This window comes from Proteus sp. TSJ240517, assembly GCF_047921575.1.
Taxonomy (GTDB): domain Bacteria; phylum Pseudomonadota; class Gammaproteobacteria; order Enterobacterales; family Enterobacteriaceae; genus Proteus.
In genome coordinates this window covers 88810-105600 of record NZ_JBLRMH010000003.1, presented here as the reverse complement: position 1 = coordinate 105600, position 16791 = coordinate 88810, and the positions used below count along the sequence as shown (strand labels likewise).

Here is a 16791-nt window from a genome sequence, read left to right as displayed (position 1 = left end):
TAAGTAGGCAGGAGGAGCATCTCCTGCCTAAAAGCGATATTTATTACCTATACATCCAGTAATAAACGAGCTGGATCTTCTAGCATCTCTTTAACGGTTACTAAGAAACCGACAGACTCACGACCATCAATTAAACGGTGGTCATAAGACAGAGCCAGATACATCATTGGTAGAATAACAACCTGACCATCTACTGCCATTGGGCGATCTTTAATTGCATGCATCCCTAAAATGGCACTTTGTGGTGGGTTGATAATTGGAGTTGACATTAATGAACCGAAAACACCGCCATTTGTGATAGTGAAGTTACCACCTGTTAAGTCTTCAACAGTTAACTTACCGTCACGGCCTTTTACCGCTAACGCTTTGATGTTTTTCTCAATATCCGCCATGCTCATTGCATCCGCATCACGTAATACTGGTGTTACCAGACCACGCGGTGTTGATACTGCAATACTGATATCGAAGTAGTTGTGATAAACCACATCAGTACCATCGATAGAAGCATTGACTTCTGGATAGCGTTTCAGTGCTTCAACAACCGCTTTAATATAGAAAGACATAAAGCCTAAACGTACACCGTGGCGTTTTTCGAATGCTTCACCATACTGGGCACGCAAATCTTTGATTGGTTGCATGTTGATTTCGTTAAACGTTGTCAACATTGCAGTGGTATTTTTCGCTTCTAACAAGCGCTCTGCTACACGTTTACGTAAACGTGTCATTGGTACACGTTTTTCGCTACGGTGAGATAACAGTGCTTGAGGAACTTCTGCTACCGGTTGTGCCGTTGATTTATTCGCAACATGACCTTCGATATCTTGACGAGTTAAACGTCCACCCACACCACTACCTTTCACATCAGCAGGGTTAATATCATGTTCAGCCACTAAGCGACGCGCTGTTGGACTTAAGGCATCATTATTGCCTTTTTCAGCAATATCAGCACTTTGACGCTGTGCTGGAGTGCTATCTTGAGCAGGTTTCACATCAGCAGGAATGCCAGTGCTATCACCTAAACGAATACGGCCTAGTAATTGGCGTGAACCAACAGTAGCGCCTTCTTCTTCAAGAATACTTTCTAAAACACCTGCTTCACTTGCAGGGACTTCTAAAACAACTTTATCTGTTTCGATTTCAACCAGCACTTCATCGCGTTGAATGCTATCACCAGGTTTTTTATGCCAAGTTGCGACTGATGCGTCAGCAACTGATTCAGGGAGATCCGGTACTAGAATATCTACACTACTCATTTTCTATCCTTATTTATTCAACTTTCAGTGCATCTTCAACCAGAGCTTTTTGTTGCTCCTGATGAACAGAGGTATAACCAACTGCTGGAGAGGCTGATGCAGGACGTCCTGCATAACGTAATGTTGCGCCTGTAGGAATAGCATCACGGAAGTTATGCTGACTACAGTACCAAGCACCTTGATTCAGAGGCTCTTCTTGACACCAAATAAACTCTTTTACATGAGCATAAGGTGCGAGAATTTGCGCAATATCTTCGTGAGGGAATGGATACAGTTGTTCAATACGAATAATGGCAACGTTGTTTTGCTCATTAGCACGACGCTGTTCTAATAAATCGTAGTAAACCTTACCGGAACACATCACAACACGTTTCACATCAGCAGGTTTTAAATCATCAATTTCACCAATGACAGGTAAGAATTTACCATTTGCTAATTCATCCAATGCAGAAACCGCTAATGGATGACGTAACAGTGATTTTGGTGACATTACGATAAGTGGGCGACGCATACCACGTAACGCTTGACGGCGTAACATATGGTAAACCTGAGCCGGAGTTGATGGCACACAAACCTGCATATTTTGTTCTGCACACAGTTGCAGATAACGTTCTAAACGTGCAGAGGAGTGCTCAGGACCTTGGCCTTCATAACCATGTGGTAACAGCATGACTAAACCACACATACGACCCCATTTTTGCTCACCAGAGCTAATAAATTGGTCGATAACCACTTGAGCAACGTTTGCGAAGTCACCAAATTGTGCTTCCCAAATCGTTAAACCACGAGGCTCCGTTGTGGCATAGCCATATTCAAATGCAAGTACTGCTTCTTCTGTTAATACAGAGTCCCAGACATTAAATTGTCCTTGAGCATTATGAACATTGGCTAATGGTACATAAACAGAGCCATTTGTTTGATTATGAATAACGGCATGACGATGGAAGAATGTACCACGTCCCGCATCTTCACCAGAAAGACGAATGGTGATACCTTGGTCAACTAAAGTCGCATACGCTAATGTTTCTGCTGCACCCCAGTCGAGTAGTTTCTCACCTTCTGCCATAACAGCACGGTCAGCATAAATTTTCTCAACACGAGACTGCATCACGATTTCTGAAGGAACGGTACTCACACGGCGCGCTAAATCTTGTAAACGCGTTTTCTCTACTTTATGTGGATACTCTTCATTCCATTCGTGATTTAAATACGGTTCCCATGTGTAAGAATGCAGACCCATTGGGCGGTATTCTTCAACAACACAATCACCACGATCCAGCGCATCGCGATAGAGATTAACCAGTTCAGTCACATCATTGGCATCAAGCAATGATTGTGCAACCAGTTTATCCGCATAAATTTTACGTGGAGTTGGATGTTTTTTGATTTTTTGATACATCAGAGGCTGAGTCGCATTTGGCTCATCAGCTTCGTTGTGACCATGACGACGGTAACAAACGAGATCAATCATCACATCGCGTTTAAAGGTATTACGGAAATCCAATGCTAAGCGAGTTACAAAAGCGACTGCTTCAGGATCATCTGCATTAACGTGGAAAATTGGTGCCTGAACCATTTTCACAATATCAGTACAGTATTGTGTTGAACGGGCATCTTTTGGATTTGAAGTCGTAAAACCAACTTGGTTATTGATAACAATACGAACTGTACCGCCTACTTCATAGCCACGCGCTTGAGACATGTTCAGGGTTTCTTGCACAACACCTTGACCAGTCACAGCAGCATCACCATGAATAGTGATAGGAAGAACCATATTGCTACGCGCTTCATCTAAACGATCACGACGAGCACGAACAGAACCGATAACAACAGGGCTAACAATCTCTAAGTGAGACGGGTTAAAGGCTAATGCAAGGTGAACTTGCGCTCCTTCAGTCGCAAAATCAGACGAGAAACCTTGGTGATATTTAACATCACCTGTTCCCAAATGCTCTTTATGAATACCCGCAAATTCATCAAATAAATCAGCCGGTTTTTTACCTAGGATATTAACCAGAACGTTTAAACGTCCACGGTGCGCCATACCAAGAACCACTTCACGAGTGTCTTGTTTGCCTGCATGGCGAATTAAATCTTTTAACATCGGAACTAATGCATCACCACCTTCTAAAGAGAAGCGTTTTGCACCTGGGAATTTCGCGCCTAAATAGCGCTCTAAGCCTTCAGCTGCTGTTAGCTCTGTCAGGAAGCGTAACTTTTCTTCTTTAGTGAATTGGTCTGCAACATTCACTGATTCTAAACGTTGTTGTAGCCAGCGTTTTTCTTCAGTATTAGTGATATGCATATATTCAGCACCGATTGAACCACAGTAAATGCGTTTCAGTGCTTCATATAAATCACCTAATTTCATCGTTTCTTTGCCGATAGCAAAAGAACCGACGTTGAAAGTTTCTTCAAAGTCTTCTTTAGTTAGATTATGGAAAGCGGGATCTAAATCTGGAACAGATTCTTGTTTCCATAAACCAAGTGGGTCGAGATTAGCGTTTTGGTGACCACGAAAACGGAAGGCATTGATGAGCTGCAAAACTTTAACTTGTTTTGAGTCCATTGCCGGATCGCTTACCGAGGTATGATATCGAGTGGATTCTTTTGCGAGGCGTCTGAAGTAGTCGCGGGTTTGAGAATGCGACTGTTCTATGCCTTGACTTGCGGGCAGTTGTTGAAAAATCTCTCTCCAACTTTCGTCAACAGAGTTTGGGTCAGTTAGGTAATCTTCATAGATATCTTCTATGTAAGACTGATTCTCTCCTGCTAGAAAAGTTGATTCTAGCCAGTCCTTCATTGCGCCGTTCTGCATTATGATCCCTTAAGCTATACAGCTTTAGTTCGCCGTGGATAACTAATACCGTGATTAAACGGTGTCGATTGCAAGGTTCTCTTATGACCCGCTATCTCGCAGGTTCTTTAAATATGGAGCTTTAGCTCTCAAGGAACCTTTAAGCACTGTCTTCAGTGTTTAAAGGTGCCTTACTATTTTTACCGCAAACGTCTAATTTAGTTTTTCCATTAACCGCCCTAACTATTTTAGGGCGGTTATTATTTTATGCACTACGTTTTAACAACATTGACTTAATATGACCAATCGCTTTTGTTGGATTAAGTCCTTTAGGACATACGCTGACACAGTTCATGATGCCATGACAACGGAACACACTGAACGCATCGTTAAGATCATCAAGACGAGATTCAGTTTCTGTATCACGACTATCAATCAAGAAACGATAAGCCGCTAACAATCCAGCAGGTCCGATAAACTTATCTGGATTCCACCAGAATGACGGGCAAGAGGTTGAACAACAAGCACAAAGGATACAATCATAAAGTCCATCAAGCTTTTCACGCTGTTCTGGTGACTGTAAGTTCTCACGAGCAGGAGGATTTTTGCCATTATTAATTAAATACGGGCGAATTTTCTCATACTGTGTATAGAACTGAGTCATATCCACTATTAAATCACGAATTACTGGTAAACCGGGTAACGGTCTGATCACAATTTTCTTACTTCCTTTCTGTAAAGATGAAATAGGTGTGATACAAGCCAAACCATTTTTACCATTCATGTTCACGCCATCAGAGCCGCAAACACCTTCACGACAAGAGCGACGGAACGATAAGGTAGGATCTTTTTCCTTTAATTGAATTAATGCATCCAACAGCATCATGTCACGCCCTTCAGGAACTTCGAGGGTGTAATCTTGCATATGCGGCGCATTATCAACGTCGGGATTGTAACGATAAATCGAAAATTCAAGTTTCATATTTAAGTCTCCGCAACTTCAATAACACCGCTAATTAATATGTACGCACTTTTGGTGGGAAGGCTTCACGCAGTTTTGGCTGCATATTGACTTCACGTCGTGTCATTGTTTCGGTTTGCGGTTGATATAATGTATGGCATAACCAGTTCGCATCATCACGTTCTGGGAAATCGAAACGGCTATGAGCTCCACGGCTTTCTGTACGGAAGTTTGCAGATACCGCAGTGGCATAAGCAGTTTCCATCAGGTTATCTAATTCTAAGCATTCAATACGCTGTGTATTAAATTCACTTGAATTATCATCCAGTCGTGCATTTTGTAAGCGCTCACGAATAACTTTCAGTTCTTCTAAGCCTTTTGCCATTGCATCGCCTTCACGGAATACCGAGAAGTTATGTTGCATACAAGATTGCAGCGCTTTACGGATTTCAACTGGATCTTCACCAGAGCGGTTGTTTTCCCAGCGATTTAAGCGAGTTAATGCGGCTTCAACATCAGAATCGCTCGCATCACGCATTGTACCTTGTTCCATCAGTGACTCTTTTAAGTGAACTCCTGCTGAACGACCAAATACAACGAGGTCTAACAGTGAGTTACCACCTAAGCGGTTTGCACCATGAACAGATACACAAGCAATTTCACCTACTGCGAACAATCCAGGAATAACGACATCTTCGCCCTTCTCGTTCACACGAATAGCTTGACCCGTTACTTTTGTTGGAATACCCCCCATCATATAGTGACAAGTAGGTATAACAGGAATTGGTTCTTTAACTGGGTCAACGTGTGCGAAAGTACGAGAAAGATCAAGAATACCTGGTAAACGAGACTCAAGAACTTCTTTACCCAGATGATCGAGTTTTAATTTCGCATGAGGACCCCAAGGACCATCACAACCACGACCTTCACGAATTTCGATCATAATAGAACGCGCAACCACATCGCGGCCGGCAAGGTCTTTGGCGTTCGGTGCGTAACGTTCCATAAAGCGTTCACCGTCTTTATTTAACAGATATCCGCCTTCACCACGACAACCTTCAGTCACTAATACGCCCGCACCCGCAATACCCGTTGGGTGGAATTGCCACATTTCCATATCTTGCAGAGGAACACCTGCGCGAACAGCCATACCCACACCATCACCTGTGTTGATATGCGCATTTGTGGTTGACTGGTAAATACGACCTGCACCGCCAGTAGCTAAAATCGTAGCGTTTGCTTTGAAATAAACGACTTCACCCGTTTCGATGCAAATTGCAGTACAACCAACGATATCGCCATCTTGGTTTTTCACTAAATCCAGTGAATACCACTCTGAAAAGATGGTTGTGTGATTTTTTAAATTTTGCTGATAAAGGGTATGCAACAATGCGTGCCCAGTACGGTCAGCGGCAGCAGCTGTACGTGCAGCTTGTTCACCACCAAAGTTTTTTGACTGACCACCAAATGGACGCTGATAAATACGACCATCATCTAGGCGAGAAAATGGGAGTCCCATATGTTCTAGCTCTAAAATTGCTTCAGGGCCGGTTTTACACATATATTCGATAGCGTCTTGGTCACCAATATAGTCGGAACCTTTTACCGTATCGTACATGTGCCATTCCCAGTTATCCTCATGGGTATTACCCAGTGCAACTGTAATACCACCTTGAGCGGAAACAGTATGAGAACGAGTAGGAAAAACTTTAGAAATCAGTGCACAAGACAGACCCATTTGAGAAATCTGTAAAGCGGCACGCATACCAGCACCACCTGCACCAATAACAACGGCATCAAACTCTCTTACTGGCAGATTCATTACACACCCCACACCACAATTGTTCCATAAATAAGATAAACCAACAGCGCAACAACAATAATCAGTTGTAAAGTCAGGCGTAATGCCAGCGGTTTAATATAGTCCGTTAACACTTGCCACATTCCGATCCACGCGTGAATAAGAATAGAAAGCAGGGTCAAGATGGTGAACACTTTGGTTAAGGATGAGCTAAAGAACCCACGCCATACCTCATAGGTTATTTCTGTTGTAGCAATAAATCCCACAAGATAAAGAACATATAAAACGATAATAATGGCTGAGGCACGAAGGAATAACCAATCCTGTATGCCAGTACGGCCTAAAGTAGAAGAATTACTTACCATACTAATACCCCCGCCAATATTGATAAAATAACTGTAATAACCATTGATGCAGCCGCTGAGTTGCGACCTACAATCAAGGTTTCATCAATAAAGCCGAAGTCCATTAACATATGACGAATACCACCACAAATGTGATATGCCAATGCCGTTAGGATGCCCCACAAAATAAATTTCGCGAAGAAGCCAGTCATAATTTCAGCAGCTTGCTGAAAACCTTCAGGAGAGGAGAGAGAGGTGCCAAGTAACCACAGTAAGATGCCAACTGCGACTAACATGATAACCCCAGAGACACGATGTAAGATCGATGCGATAGCAGGGAGTGGAAACTGTATCGTCTGTAAATCCAGATTGACAGGTCTTTGTTTTTTCACAATTTATGCCCACACAGCTTTTATAATTTTTCCTTCCTCCGGACCTGGATGGAAATCAAACAGCGAATGGGGTACAAAGGCACATTTTAAGTAAAATGTTAAATCCGTCTATTTTACAAAAAGTGTGGATTCGTTACGCTGGTTCTCCATACAACAACGGTTCCGGAGACCTGCGCGCAGTATAAGTGCTTCACAAAATTATTACAATTACCACACAACTTGTGTGCCCGACATTTGCCTCGAACAGTGAGAGGGATCACTATTTAATACATCCGATGCAAAAATGATTATCATTTTTGACACATACACAACATTTTTATTACATTCACTGCATTATTTTAATGTTTATGTTTTTTTTGTGCGCAAACACGCTTCCAGAAACCTCAAACTTATGTAAAAGTGATAGCAGTACTAATTCTAAGTGCATTGCATAAAAAAGCACCTAAAAAAACATAACATCAAAAGCTCCTTAACATAAGTGACACACTATAGACCTAGACATTACGGGCACTAAATAAAACTCGGCTGGGTACCTTACATCAACTATAGTTTCACTATCGAAGTGCATCTTTATGAAGATACCCTCGATATTGTTAGGAGACATATAAGCGCTAAGGAGATTATAAATGGCTGATAACAAAGCTAAGCTAACGATTGCTGAAACATCTGTAGACTTGGACGTTCTATCCCCTACACTCGGTTCCAAAGTTATTGATATTCGTACTCTCGGCTCCAAAGGTTATTACACCTATGATCCCGGCTTTACCTCAACCGCCTCTTGTGAGTCAAAAATCACTTTTATTGATGGTGATAACGGTATCTTACTTCACCGTGGTTTCCCTATCGGGCAATTAGCGACTGAATCAACATACTTGGAAGTCTGTTATATCCTGCTGTACGGTGAAGCACCGACACAGGAGCAATACGATAAATTTAAAACCACAGTAACTCGTCACACCATGATCCATGAACAAATCACCCGACTGTTCAATGGGTTCCGTCGTGACTCACACCCAATGGCCGTACTGTGTGGTGTTACAGGGGCTTTAGCTGCGTTCTATCACGATGCATTGGATGTCAGTAATCCAGTTCACCGTGATATCACGGCTTATCGCCTACTATCAAAAATGCCAACAGTGGCAGCGATGTGTTACAAATACTCGATTGGCCAACCTTTTGTTTATCCAAAAAATGACCTCTCCTATGCAGGTAACTTCTTGCATATGATGTTTGCAACACCATGCGAAGAGTATGTTGTTAATCCAGTACTTGAACGTGCAATGGATAGAATTTTCATCCTTCACGCAGATCACGAGCAAAATGCATCAACCTCGACTGTACGTACTGCGGGCTCTTCTGGTGCAAATCCATTTGCCTGTATCGCAGCAGGGATCGCGTCACTTTGGGGGCCAGCTCACGGTGGTGCTAACGAAGCTTGTCTGCGTATGCTGGAAGAGATCAAAACGGTTGAACACATTCCTGAATTTATTAAACGTGCAAAAGATAAAAATGACTCCTTCCGTTTAATGGGCTTTGGTCACCGTGTTTACAAAAACTACGATCCTCGTGCAACAGTAATGCGTGAAACCTGTCATGAAGTGTTAAAAGAATTAAACCTCAATGACAGCTTACTTGAAGTGGCAATGGAATTAGAACGTATTGCCCTAAACGACCCGTATTTTATTGAGAAAAAACTGTACCCTAACGTTGACTTCTACTCTGGTATTATCCTTAAAGCGTTAGGTATCCCATCCAATATGTTTACGGTTATTTTTGCTATTGCACGTACAATTGGTTGGATTGCTCACTGGAATGAAATGCACGAAGATGGTCTGAAAATTGCGCGTCCTCGTCAGCTTTATACTGGTTATGATGAGCGCGATTTCAAAAGTGAAATTAAAAAGAAATAATTGAGTTTTATTAATTATTTATCTTGCTAAGCCCCGTTTAAATCGGGGCTTTATGTTTTAAAATTATCAACAAAATCTAATCAGCTTTTTAAATATTCTTGCGGAGTTTGCCCTGTCATTTTTTTAAAAAAGGTAATAAAGGCACTATCACTGGCAAATCCTAATATCTGGCTAATATCAATATAGCGATGATGGGTAGCTAACAACTCAATGGCTTTCATTAACCGCCATTGTTGGCGCCATTGTTGATAGCTCAGTCCTGTTTCTTTGTAAAATAAGCGTGTGATCGTTTTTTCACTCGCCCCTACGAACTTTGCCATTTCTTGTAATGCTGGCGGTAAATCATCAAAGGATAAACGACTTAGCCGTCTATCTTTAGGCATAAATAAATGATTGGGTTGTCGCGGTGCCTGAGTGATTTCATCAAAGAAAACTGCCAATAAATTAGCGTAGCGCCCTTCTTCCCATTGAGTATCAAAATCAGCAATGGAAATTCGCTCTAATATTTCTCGTAAAAGAGGTGAAATTGTTAATATTTCACTCTCAATTGGAAAATTATCATGAAATTCTTCACTAATATAAACTGAACGATATCCAACAGAGGCATACATTTCGACTCGATGCTCAACTCTTGGGGGGATCCACGCAATCCTCATGGGAGGTAATACAGAAACGCGGGAGGCCAAAGTAATTCGCATACATCCTGACTGCGTAAATAATAACTGCCCTCTATCATGAGAATGAAATCCTGAATCGTGCTTTCCCATTTCTGCTGCAATACCAACGACTGATGCAAGATGCTCTTCTGGCACAAAGTGGTCGTATTGATTAAGCCAAGCCATCACTTGTCCTATTTGAAATATAATATGTCTTTATATATATAACGAGACATTCATTATCTCTGTATTCTGTTCATCAAGATTTAAGGATGTAGGATAAAAAAGATGAACAAAAAACTCTCTTTATGGTTAGCAATTGCGTTAATGATGTTTCCACAAATTGCAGAAACCATTTATAGCCCAGCACTTACTGATATTGCAAACGGCTTTTATGTCAGTGCAAACGAGGCTGGACAAACACTTTCGCTCTATTTCTTTGCGTTTGCATTGGGCGTCATTATATGGGGTCGATTATGTGATGTCATTGGTCGTCGTCCGACAATGTTAGCTGGGTTGTTTATTTATGCTATTGCTTGCCTTGGCGTTTTTATGACCAATGGCTTTTCTGTATTACTTGGGCTGCGCATGCTCTCTGCTTTTGGTGCTGCGGTAGGCTCAGTCGGCACACAAACCATTATGCGTGATGTATACAGTGGTGATGAACTGGCTAAAGTTTTCTCTGTTATGGGGGCAGCTATCGCTCTAAGCCCAGCAATTGGGATGCTAAGTGGTTCATTATTAGTGAGTTATGCTGGTTACCAAGGTGTATTTAGTGGCCTTGCCCTCCTCGCTATGATTTTACTGTTATGGAGTACTTTTGCTTTACCTGAAAGTCGCCCTAAAACAGTAAAAACAGCACCGTTAGGAGAAACTGCAATAAACATGCTTAAGGATAAGCAAATTGCTAAAACAGTATTATTAATTGCCTTTTTTAATATCAGCCTATTTGCTTATTATCAATTGGCTCCTTTTATGTTTGATAATCAAGGTTATAGCGCAAGTACTTTTGGCTATAGTGGTATTGTGTTAGCAATAGGTGTGGGCATAGGTTCTTATATTAATAAAGCCTTATTAAACCAGCATTGGCAGTGTGAGAAATTAGTATTACTCGCGAGTTTTATTGCGTTGATAAGTGCAGTCGGTGTTTATTTATTACGTAACCACATTAGCTTTGTCATTCCGATGATGGCCAGTGTTGTGGCTTATGGCATTGCTATTCCAAATATTTTAGCCACAGCATTAGCACAATATAAAGATCGTTTAGGCACTGCGGGGGCATTATTAGGTTTATTCTACTATCTATTAATTGGTGGCGGGCTTGCTCTTGCGGGATGGGGTCAAAGTTTAGCAATCACTTTACTGATTTGTAGTCTAGGTTCATTGTTACTCTCTTTTTCTCGTCAAACGACAAAATAATAAATTGATCCCGCACTGAATAAAAGGTACGGGATTTTTTCTAGCAATATTAAGTTTCGTTTTTTACTGTTAATTTTTAATCAATTTAGCTAAGGGTTAACGCTTATTTTGCTAAACAGACAATTCTTAATCTTTTTAAATTCAACAAAAAACACCTTTATTCTCATTTCTTCATTTTCAGCACTTTTTCCTAATATACCTATTTATATAAAGCTAAATTGAATATTAATAAAGTTCAGTTAAATTTTTTAGCGTTTATCTCTATTAATTTAACCAATAACACCTCTTATCTTTATTTATGATAGTGATAATCAAATTGTTCGCATTGCTATTTCATGGTAAAAAAAACTGTTTATCCATACATAGCTTAAGGAACTGGCGTGATAAAAAAAATCTTAGACATTTTTCCAATTTTTGGGAAAAAAGACGTCGCAATTACTGAAAAACACCTCCAAGAATCCCTCGTATTACTTGCTGTATTCGATGAAGGATTACCTAAACGTGCATTAAATTATGTCCTTACAGGTGAAAACCCTGAAGTGCTTTTTGAATTAAATAAGCTGGATGCTTCAAAAGCGGCCGTTTACTTTGATAAACCCGGTACGTTAGAGTGGTGGTATGCACATGGTGTAAATACAGGAAAATACAGTAAAATTATCACGCAAGGGCTAAATGCTCGACACAAACTCTATTCTAAAGTCGGTGATGGCTTTTCAGCAGAACAAGTGGCTCGTTACGGAAAAGTGCTGGCTGCGGCTTGCCAAGATATCAATATCAAAATAACAACCAAAGAAGTGCCATCTTGGGTGCTTTATCTGCTTATTGACGTATTTTATAACACCTATGAAAATGCGCGTAATCTAAACTTAGAACACCGTAAACATTGGAATATGGCATTTATTGCCAATATGGTCGAACAAGAAGCGAATATTGCAGGTGAAAATGCCTTATTTGCTGTGTTTGATAGAAAAGACATTTCTGAATACTATGCCACTAATCTTAAACGTATTTATGAATTAGATGATCTCTCTGATTATTTAATGACGCATCAAGAATTTATCCGAAAAGAATTAATTGAAAAACTTTCAGCTAACGGCTTAGTAGAACTGATTAATTACTTAAATAAGAATACCGTATTACGTGACACCTTTGCCGATATTATCGTTTTACTTGCCACCAGCAGTTTAAAAACCGTTAAAAAAGCCGCAGAGCCAATTTTAGTCACCTTACCGCCTGAAATTGTTAAACAAAATCTTACCCATGTTTTAATAAATGGTACGCCAAAACAACGTACTCAAGCAGCAGATTTATTTGCACGCCAAGGTGAAAACCGTGATGTACTAGAAGAAGCGTTAAAACATGAAACCTCAAAATCGGTAATGAAAAGTATTGAAAGCGCCCTACTACGTTTTAATGTTGCAGAAGATGCCAATACCGTAGAGGCCATTGAGACTCCTGATTTTACGCCATTAGAAGACACGCCATTACCTGATAGCGTTCGCGATATGATGGTCAATAACTTCAATGAGATCTTAGTCAAAGCCAAAGAAAATGCTGAACGTGAAATTGAAGAAAATAAAACGGCTAAACACACTTATAATTGGGCACAACGCCATTTAAAAGATTTATCTAAAATTGATGAAAAACAGTGTCGTGCAATAGTAGATAAACTGAACAGTGGACAAGGCTCTATTCAATCAAATGAAATTCAAATCATTAAACATAAAAATCGTGTTTTAAATTTACCTGAATATACTCTATTTCATGCTGTACGTGTGATAGTGAATAATCGCCAACATGCCGATCACTTCTCCTCTCATTATTTTAATGGCGAAATTCCTGAACGCTTGTTTAGTGATATTGAATTACGCCATCTTGAAGATGTGCTGCAACGTTGCAACTTTAAAAATGCAACCCGCCTGACTGCTGCATTATGTTTAGAATCTTATGAAGATGGTTTAAAACGCTTCCGTAGACCAGAGCAAATTTGGCCTTTCTTCTCTCAACATCCAGATTATATCGCTGAAGCGCTGAATTTAATGCCAAGTCAAAGCGAGCGTCGCTATCGCCAGTTTGAAATTTCACAAGGCATTAAAGTACTAGGTCGTTTCCCTACCATTCCAGCACAATTCGTGCCTCGAATTATGGAGCTGGCATTGGGTGAAAATAAAATGCACCGCGTTTCAGCGCAGAATTTACTTGAGACACTACCAAATATTCATACAAGTGCTCAAGAAGGTTTATCTTCTGCAAAACAAGAAATTCGCGTTACCGCTATTGAGTGGTTGGCACGTTTAAAAAATCCAGAATCATTACCTGCATTGAATGCCTTATTGAAAAAAGAGAAACGCGAAGTAGTACGAGCCTCTTTATTAACCGCGTTAGAGGAACTTGGTGAAGATATCTCAAGTTATTTATCACCAAAAACGCTATTAGCTGAAGCTGAAAAAGGTCTTAAAGCCAAAGCACCTGCAAGCCTCGCTTGGTTTAACTTTGATGCTATTCCTGCATTAACGTGGGAAAACAAAAAAGCAGTTGATCCAGCGATTATTCGTTGGTGGATTATTCTGGCAGTAAAACTAAAAATGCCAGGAGGAAACGCGTTATTACAACGTTATATCGGACTGCTTTCTACCGATAGCCAACATAAACTTTCAAGCTTTATTCTGCATACCTTCGTGACTCAGGATATTAAAGGACCAACACTTGAAGAAGCGATGTTAGAAGCGCGAAAAAATGCCCCTTCTCGCTTAACGCAATACAAAGATTGGGCTAAACGTTATCCTGAATATTATGCTAAATATGAAACCTATACTTTAGAGCAAGTGATTGAAGAGATTAAAAACGAGGTGCTACGTCGTTATTTAGGCTCTGCCATTAGTGATAAAGGTATGCTTGCCCTGGTTTGTGGTATTGAAGGCCATGTTGCAGTATCTGTATTACGTAACTATATGCGTGATCACTATCAGCGCCGTGCGCAAATTGAAGCCATGATTGATGCGGTAGCATCAAGCAATGATCCTATTATCATTCAGCTTCTTCTTTCATTATCACGTCGCTATCGCACCGCGTCTGTACAAGAAAAAGCGCGTAATTTAGTCACGCAAATTGCTGAGCGTAATGGCTGGAGTGCAGATGAATTAGCAGATAGAACCATTCCAACCGCTGGCTTTGATGATACTGGTACATTAGTACTGGAATATGGTGAGCGTATCTTTACCGCGAAGATGGATGCAAAACAAAAACTGGTCTTGTTTAATCCTGAAGGTAAAGAAGTTAAAGCCTTACCTGCTGCGCGTAAAAATGACGATGCAGAGCTTATCAAAGAAGCGAAAAAACTCTTCACTTCAAGTAAAAAAGAACTTAAACAAGTTATTGAGCTACAAAGTGTGCGTTTATATGAAGCCATGTGTGCTCAACGTCAGTGGTTAAGCGCAGATTGGCAAGAATATATCTTAGCTCACCCAATCATGCATAAACTGATTGAACAACTGGTTTGGCAAGAAGTGAAAGATGGCAAGGTTATCAATACATTCCGTCCTTCTGATGACGGTGCATTGCTTGATCTAGAAGATGATGAAGTGACTTTACAAAACGATTCGTTGATCCAGCTTGCTCACGCAGCATTGGTTAATGAAGATGAACGTAAGGCATGGATGGCTCATTTCAAAGATTACAAAGTGAAATTCTTGTTCTCACAAATGGAACATAAAATCCCTGAGTTAGATCTAAAACTGACTGAGATTGAAGATAGAAAAGGTTGGATCACTGATACCTTCACACTACGTGGCATTTTAACCAAAATGGGCTATCAACGTGGACCAGCTGAAGATGGTGGTTCGTTCTCTCACTATTACAAATTCTTCTCTAGTTTAAACTACTATGTAAATATCGGTTTCAGTGGTAGCTATGTTCCAGAAGAAAACATTCCAGCGGTCTTATTTGATTTGAGCTTTGAAAAAAATCAGCAAGATTACTGGGATCGTAATAATGTTGAGCTAAAAGATGTACCACCCATTCTATTAGCAGAAAGCTATGCTGATTATCTAAAAGTCGCTGAAGCTTGTGCAGGATTTGATCCTGAATGGGAAAAGAAAACACCTTGGTAAAGAATAGGGATAATTAGGAAAAAATATGGCTAAAAAAGCACCCGCAGATCAACAAGCAATTAGGGAAAGCGCTGAGGTTCGATTTGCCCAAGAGTTAGAGCGTTTAACAAAAGCTGATGCTAATAATCCTAAACCACAAGGATGGCTTCGCTCTCCTCGTGCTGTACGCCAATTTATTTTAGGTGATGATGCATTAGGCATCACACCTAAGTTTTTCGGCGATGATGCATTGGTTGATCGTGCAATTGTCACATTATTGGGTAAACAAGGTTTAATGCTGGTTGGTGAACCTGGTACAGCAAAATCAATGCTCTCAGAGCTTTTTGCTGCTGCCATCAGTGGTGATTCAGGATTAACTATCCAAGGCACTGCCGGCACAACAGAAGATCATATTAAGTATTCTTGGAACTATGCATTGCTATTAGCAGAAGGCCCAACAGAACGCGCTTTAGTGGGATCACCACTTTATCAAGGTATGTTGCAAGGTAAAATTGTTCGCTTTGAAGAGATAACCCGTTGCCCGCCTGAAATTCAGGATGTGCTGGTTTCCTTGATGTCAGAGAAACAATTGATGATCCCTGAAATGGGTGATGGTGCACGTATTAGTGCAAAACCGGGATTTAACCTTATTGGTACAGCAAACTTACGTGATCGCGGTGTTCATGAAATGTCGGCTGCATTAAAGCGCCGTTTTAACTTTGAAACCGTGAAACCTATTCGTGATCCTGCATTTGAAATTAGCTTAATCCAATCACAGCTTGAAAATGAATTAGGCTCTTTAGCAAATGAAGTCACTGTACCCGCAGATGTTGTGGAATTACTGGTCACAACATTCCAAGAGTTGCGTTCAGGTAATACGAAAGATGGTGGCAATATCAAAACACCTGATGCGGTTATGTCAACCGCAGAAGCCGTGAACATTGCTTATGCTTGTGCTTTAGAAGCACATTATTTAGGTGATGGTGTAATGAATGCAGGTGCAATTGCCCGCCAACTAATTGGTGTTGTATTAAAAGACAATGCTGATGATATCAAACGTATTCGTTATTACATGGACAACGTAGCCAGAGAGAGAGCAAGAAACAGTAAAGAGTGGAAAGCTTTCTTTGATGCATCAAAAGAGTTTTGGCAATAAAACGCTAAGACTCG

At 40.6% G+C, this 16791-nt stretch carries 11 protein-coding genes; 4 read left to right on the top strand and 7 right to left on the bottom strand.

Annotated elements, in window-relative coordinates; translation table 11 throughout:
• Nucleotides 1–47 precede the first annotated feature (47 nt).
• The 6 genes from odhB to sdhC form a co-directional block, all read right to left on the bottom strand.
• Nucleotides 48–1253: a 2-oxoglutarate dehydrogenase complex dihydrolipoyllysine-residue succinyltransferase gene (odhB, locus tag ACNARN_RS06790; RefSeq protein ID WP_023581185.1), complete on the bottom strand. Its 1206-nt coding sequence runs from the start codon at nt 1251–1253 to the stop codon at nt 48–50.
• Between the two features lie 13 nt (nt 1254–1266).
• Nucleotides 1267–4071, bottom strand: coding sequence for a 2-oxoglutarate dehydrogenase E1 component (sucA, locus tag ACNARN_RS06785; protein WP_109373950.1), 2805 nt, complete (start codon nt 4069–4071; stop codon nt 1267–1269).
• A gap of 244 nt (nt 4072–4315) precedes the next feature.
• Complete coding sequence (locus ACNARN_RS06780) at nt 4316–5032, bottom strand: succinate dehydrogenase iron-sulfur subunit (protein ID WP_006537662.1); 717 nt, start codon at nt 5030–5032, stop codon at nt 4316–4318.
• Between the two features lie 34 nt (nt 5033–5066).
• Nucleotides 5067–6833 carry a succinate dehydrogenase flavoprotein subunit gene (gene sdhA / locus ACNARN_RS06775; RefSeq protein ID WP_023581183.1) on the bottom strand — a complete coding sequence of 589 codons (1767 nt, stop codon included), beginning with the start codon at nt 6831–6833 and terminating at the stop codon, nt 5067–5069.
• Nucleotides 6833–7177 (bottom strand): succinate dehydrogenase membrane anchor subunit, encoded by a 345-nt coding sequence (gene sdhD / locus ACNARN_RS06770; protein WP_006537664.1) that lies wholly within the window; start codon nt 7175–7177, stop codon nt 6833–6835. The genes sdhA and sdhD overlap by 1 nt, the downstream gene beginning before the upstream one ends.
• A complete protein-coding gene (gene sdhC, locus ACNARN_RS06765) occupies nt 7171–7551 on the bottom strand; it encodes a succinate dehydrogenase cytochrome b556 subunit (RefSeq protein ID WP_129586864.1) in 381 nt (126 codons plus the stop codon). Before sdhC ends, sdhD begins: the two co-directional genes overlap by 7 nt.
• A 623-nt stretch (nt 7552–8174) precedes the next feature.
• On the opposite strand from sdhC, the gene ACNARN_RS06760 reads away from it, so the two are divergent.
• Nucleotides 8175–9458, top strand: a complete 1284-nt coding sequence (locus ACNARN_RS06760) for a citrate synthase (protein WP_100159450.1) — start codon at nt 8175–8177, stop codon at nt 9456–9458.
• 80 nt (nt 9459–9538) lie between these two features.
• Here ACNARN_RS06760 and ACNARN_RS06755 read toward each other — a convergent pair whose 3' ends face one another.
• The gene (locus tag ACNARN_RS06755; protein ID WP_109373948.1) at nt 9539–10300 is read right to left on the bottom strand and encodes an AraC family transcriptional regulator; all 762 of its coding nucleotides are present in this window, start codon (nt 10298–10300) and stop codon (nt 9539–9541) included.
• Nucleotides 10301–10402: 102 nt separating this feature from the next.
• Between ACNARN_RS06755 and ACNARN_RS06750 the strand changes: the two genes are divergently transcribed.
• The 3 genes from ACNARN_RS06750 to ACNARN_RS06740 all read left to right on the top strand — a co-directional run bounded on the left by ACNARN_RS06750 (nt 10403) and on the right by ACNARN_RS06740 (nt 16777).
• Entirely contained in the window at nt 10403–11533 is a 1131-nt protein-coding gene (locus ACNARN_RS06750) for a multidrug effflux MFS transporter (RefSeq protein ID WP_198632544.1), read from the top strand.
• Between the two features lie 380 nt (nt 11534–11913).
• The gene (locus ACNARN_RS06745; protein WP_416304267.1) at nt 11914–15642 is read left to right on the top strand and encodes a DUF4132 domain-containing protein; all 3729 of its coding nucleotides are present in this window, start codon (nt 11914–11916) and stop codon (nt 15640–15642) included.
• A 25-nt stretch (nt 15643–15667) separates the two neighbouring features.
• Complete coding sequence (locus tag ACNARN_RS06740) at nt 15668–16777, top strand: ATP-binding protein (protein ID WP_100159446.1); 1110 nt, start codon at nt 15668–15670, stop codon at nt 16775–16777.
• Nucleotides 16778–16791: the final 14 nt, after the last annotated feature.

Bases quoted from the DNA above. Each gene is read 5' to 3' on its own strand.
- odhB (WP_023581185.1), bottom strand. From the start codon at position 1,253: ATGAGTAGTGTAGATATTCTAGTACCGGATCTCCCTGAATCAGTTGCT.
- sucA (WP_109373950.1), bottom strand. From the start codon at position 4,071: ATGCAGAACGGCGCAATGAAGGACTGGCTAGAATCAACTTTTCTAGCA.
- ACNARN_RS06780 (WP_006537662.1), bottom strand. From the start codon at position 5,032: ATGAAACTTGAATTTTCGATTTATCGTTACAATCCCGACGTTGATAAT.
- sdhA (WP_023581183.1), bottom strand. From the start codon at position 6,833: ATGAATCTGCCAGTAAGAGAGTTTGATGCCGTTGTTATTGGTGCAGGT.
- sdhD (WP_006537664.1), bottom strand. From the start codon at position 7,177: ATGGTAAGTAATTCTTCTACTTTAGGCCGTACTGGCATACAGGATTGG.
- ACNARN_RS06760 (WP_100159450.1), top strand. From the start codon at position 8,175: ATGGCTGATAACAAAGCTAAGCTAACGATTGCTGAAACATCTGTAGAC.
- ACNARN_RS06755 (WP_109373948.1), bottom strand. From the start codon at position 10,300: ATGGCTTGGCTTAATCAATACGACCACTTTGTGCCAGAAGAGCATCTT.
- ACNARN_RS06750 (WP_198632544.1), top strand. From the start codon at position 10,403: ATGAACAAAAAACTCTCTTTATGGTTAGCAATTGCGTTAATGATGTTT.
- ACNARN_RS06740 (WP_100159446.1), top strand. From the start codon at position 15,668: ATGGCTAAAAAAGCACCCGCAGATCAACAAGCAATTAGGGAAAGCGCT.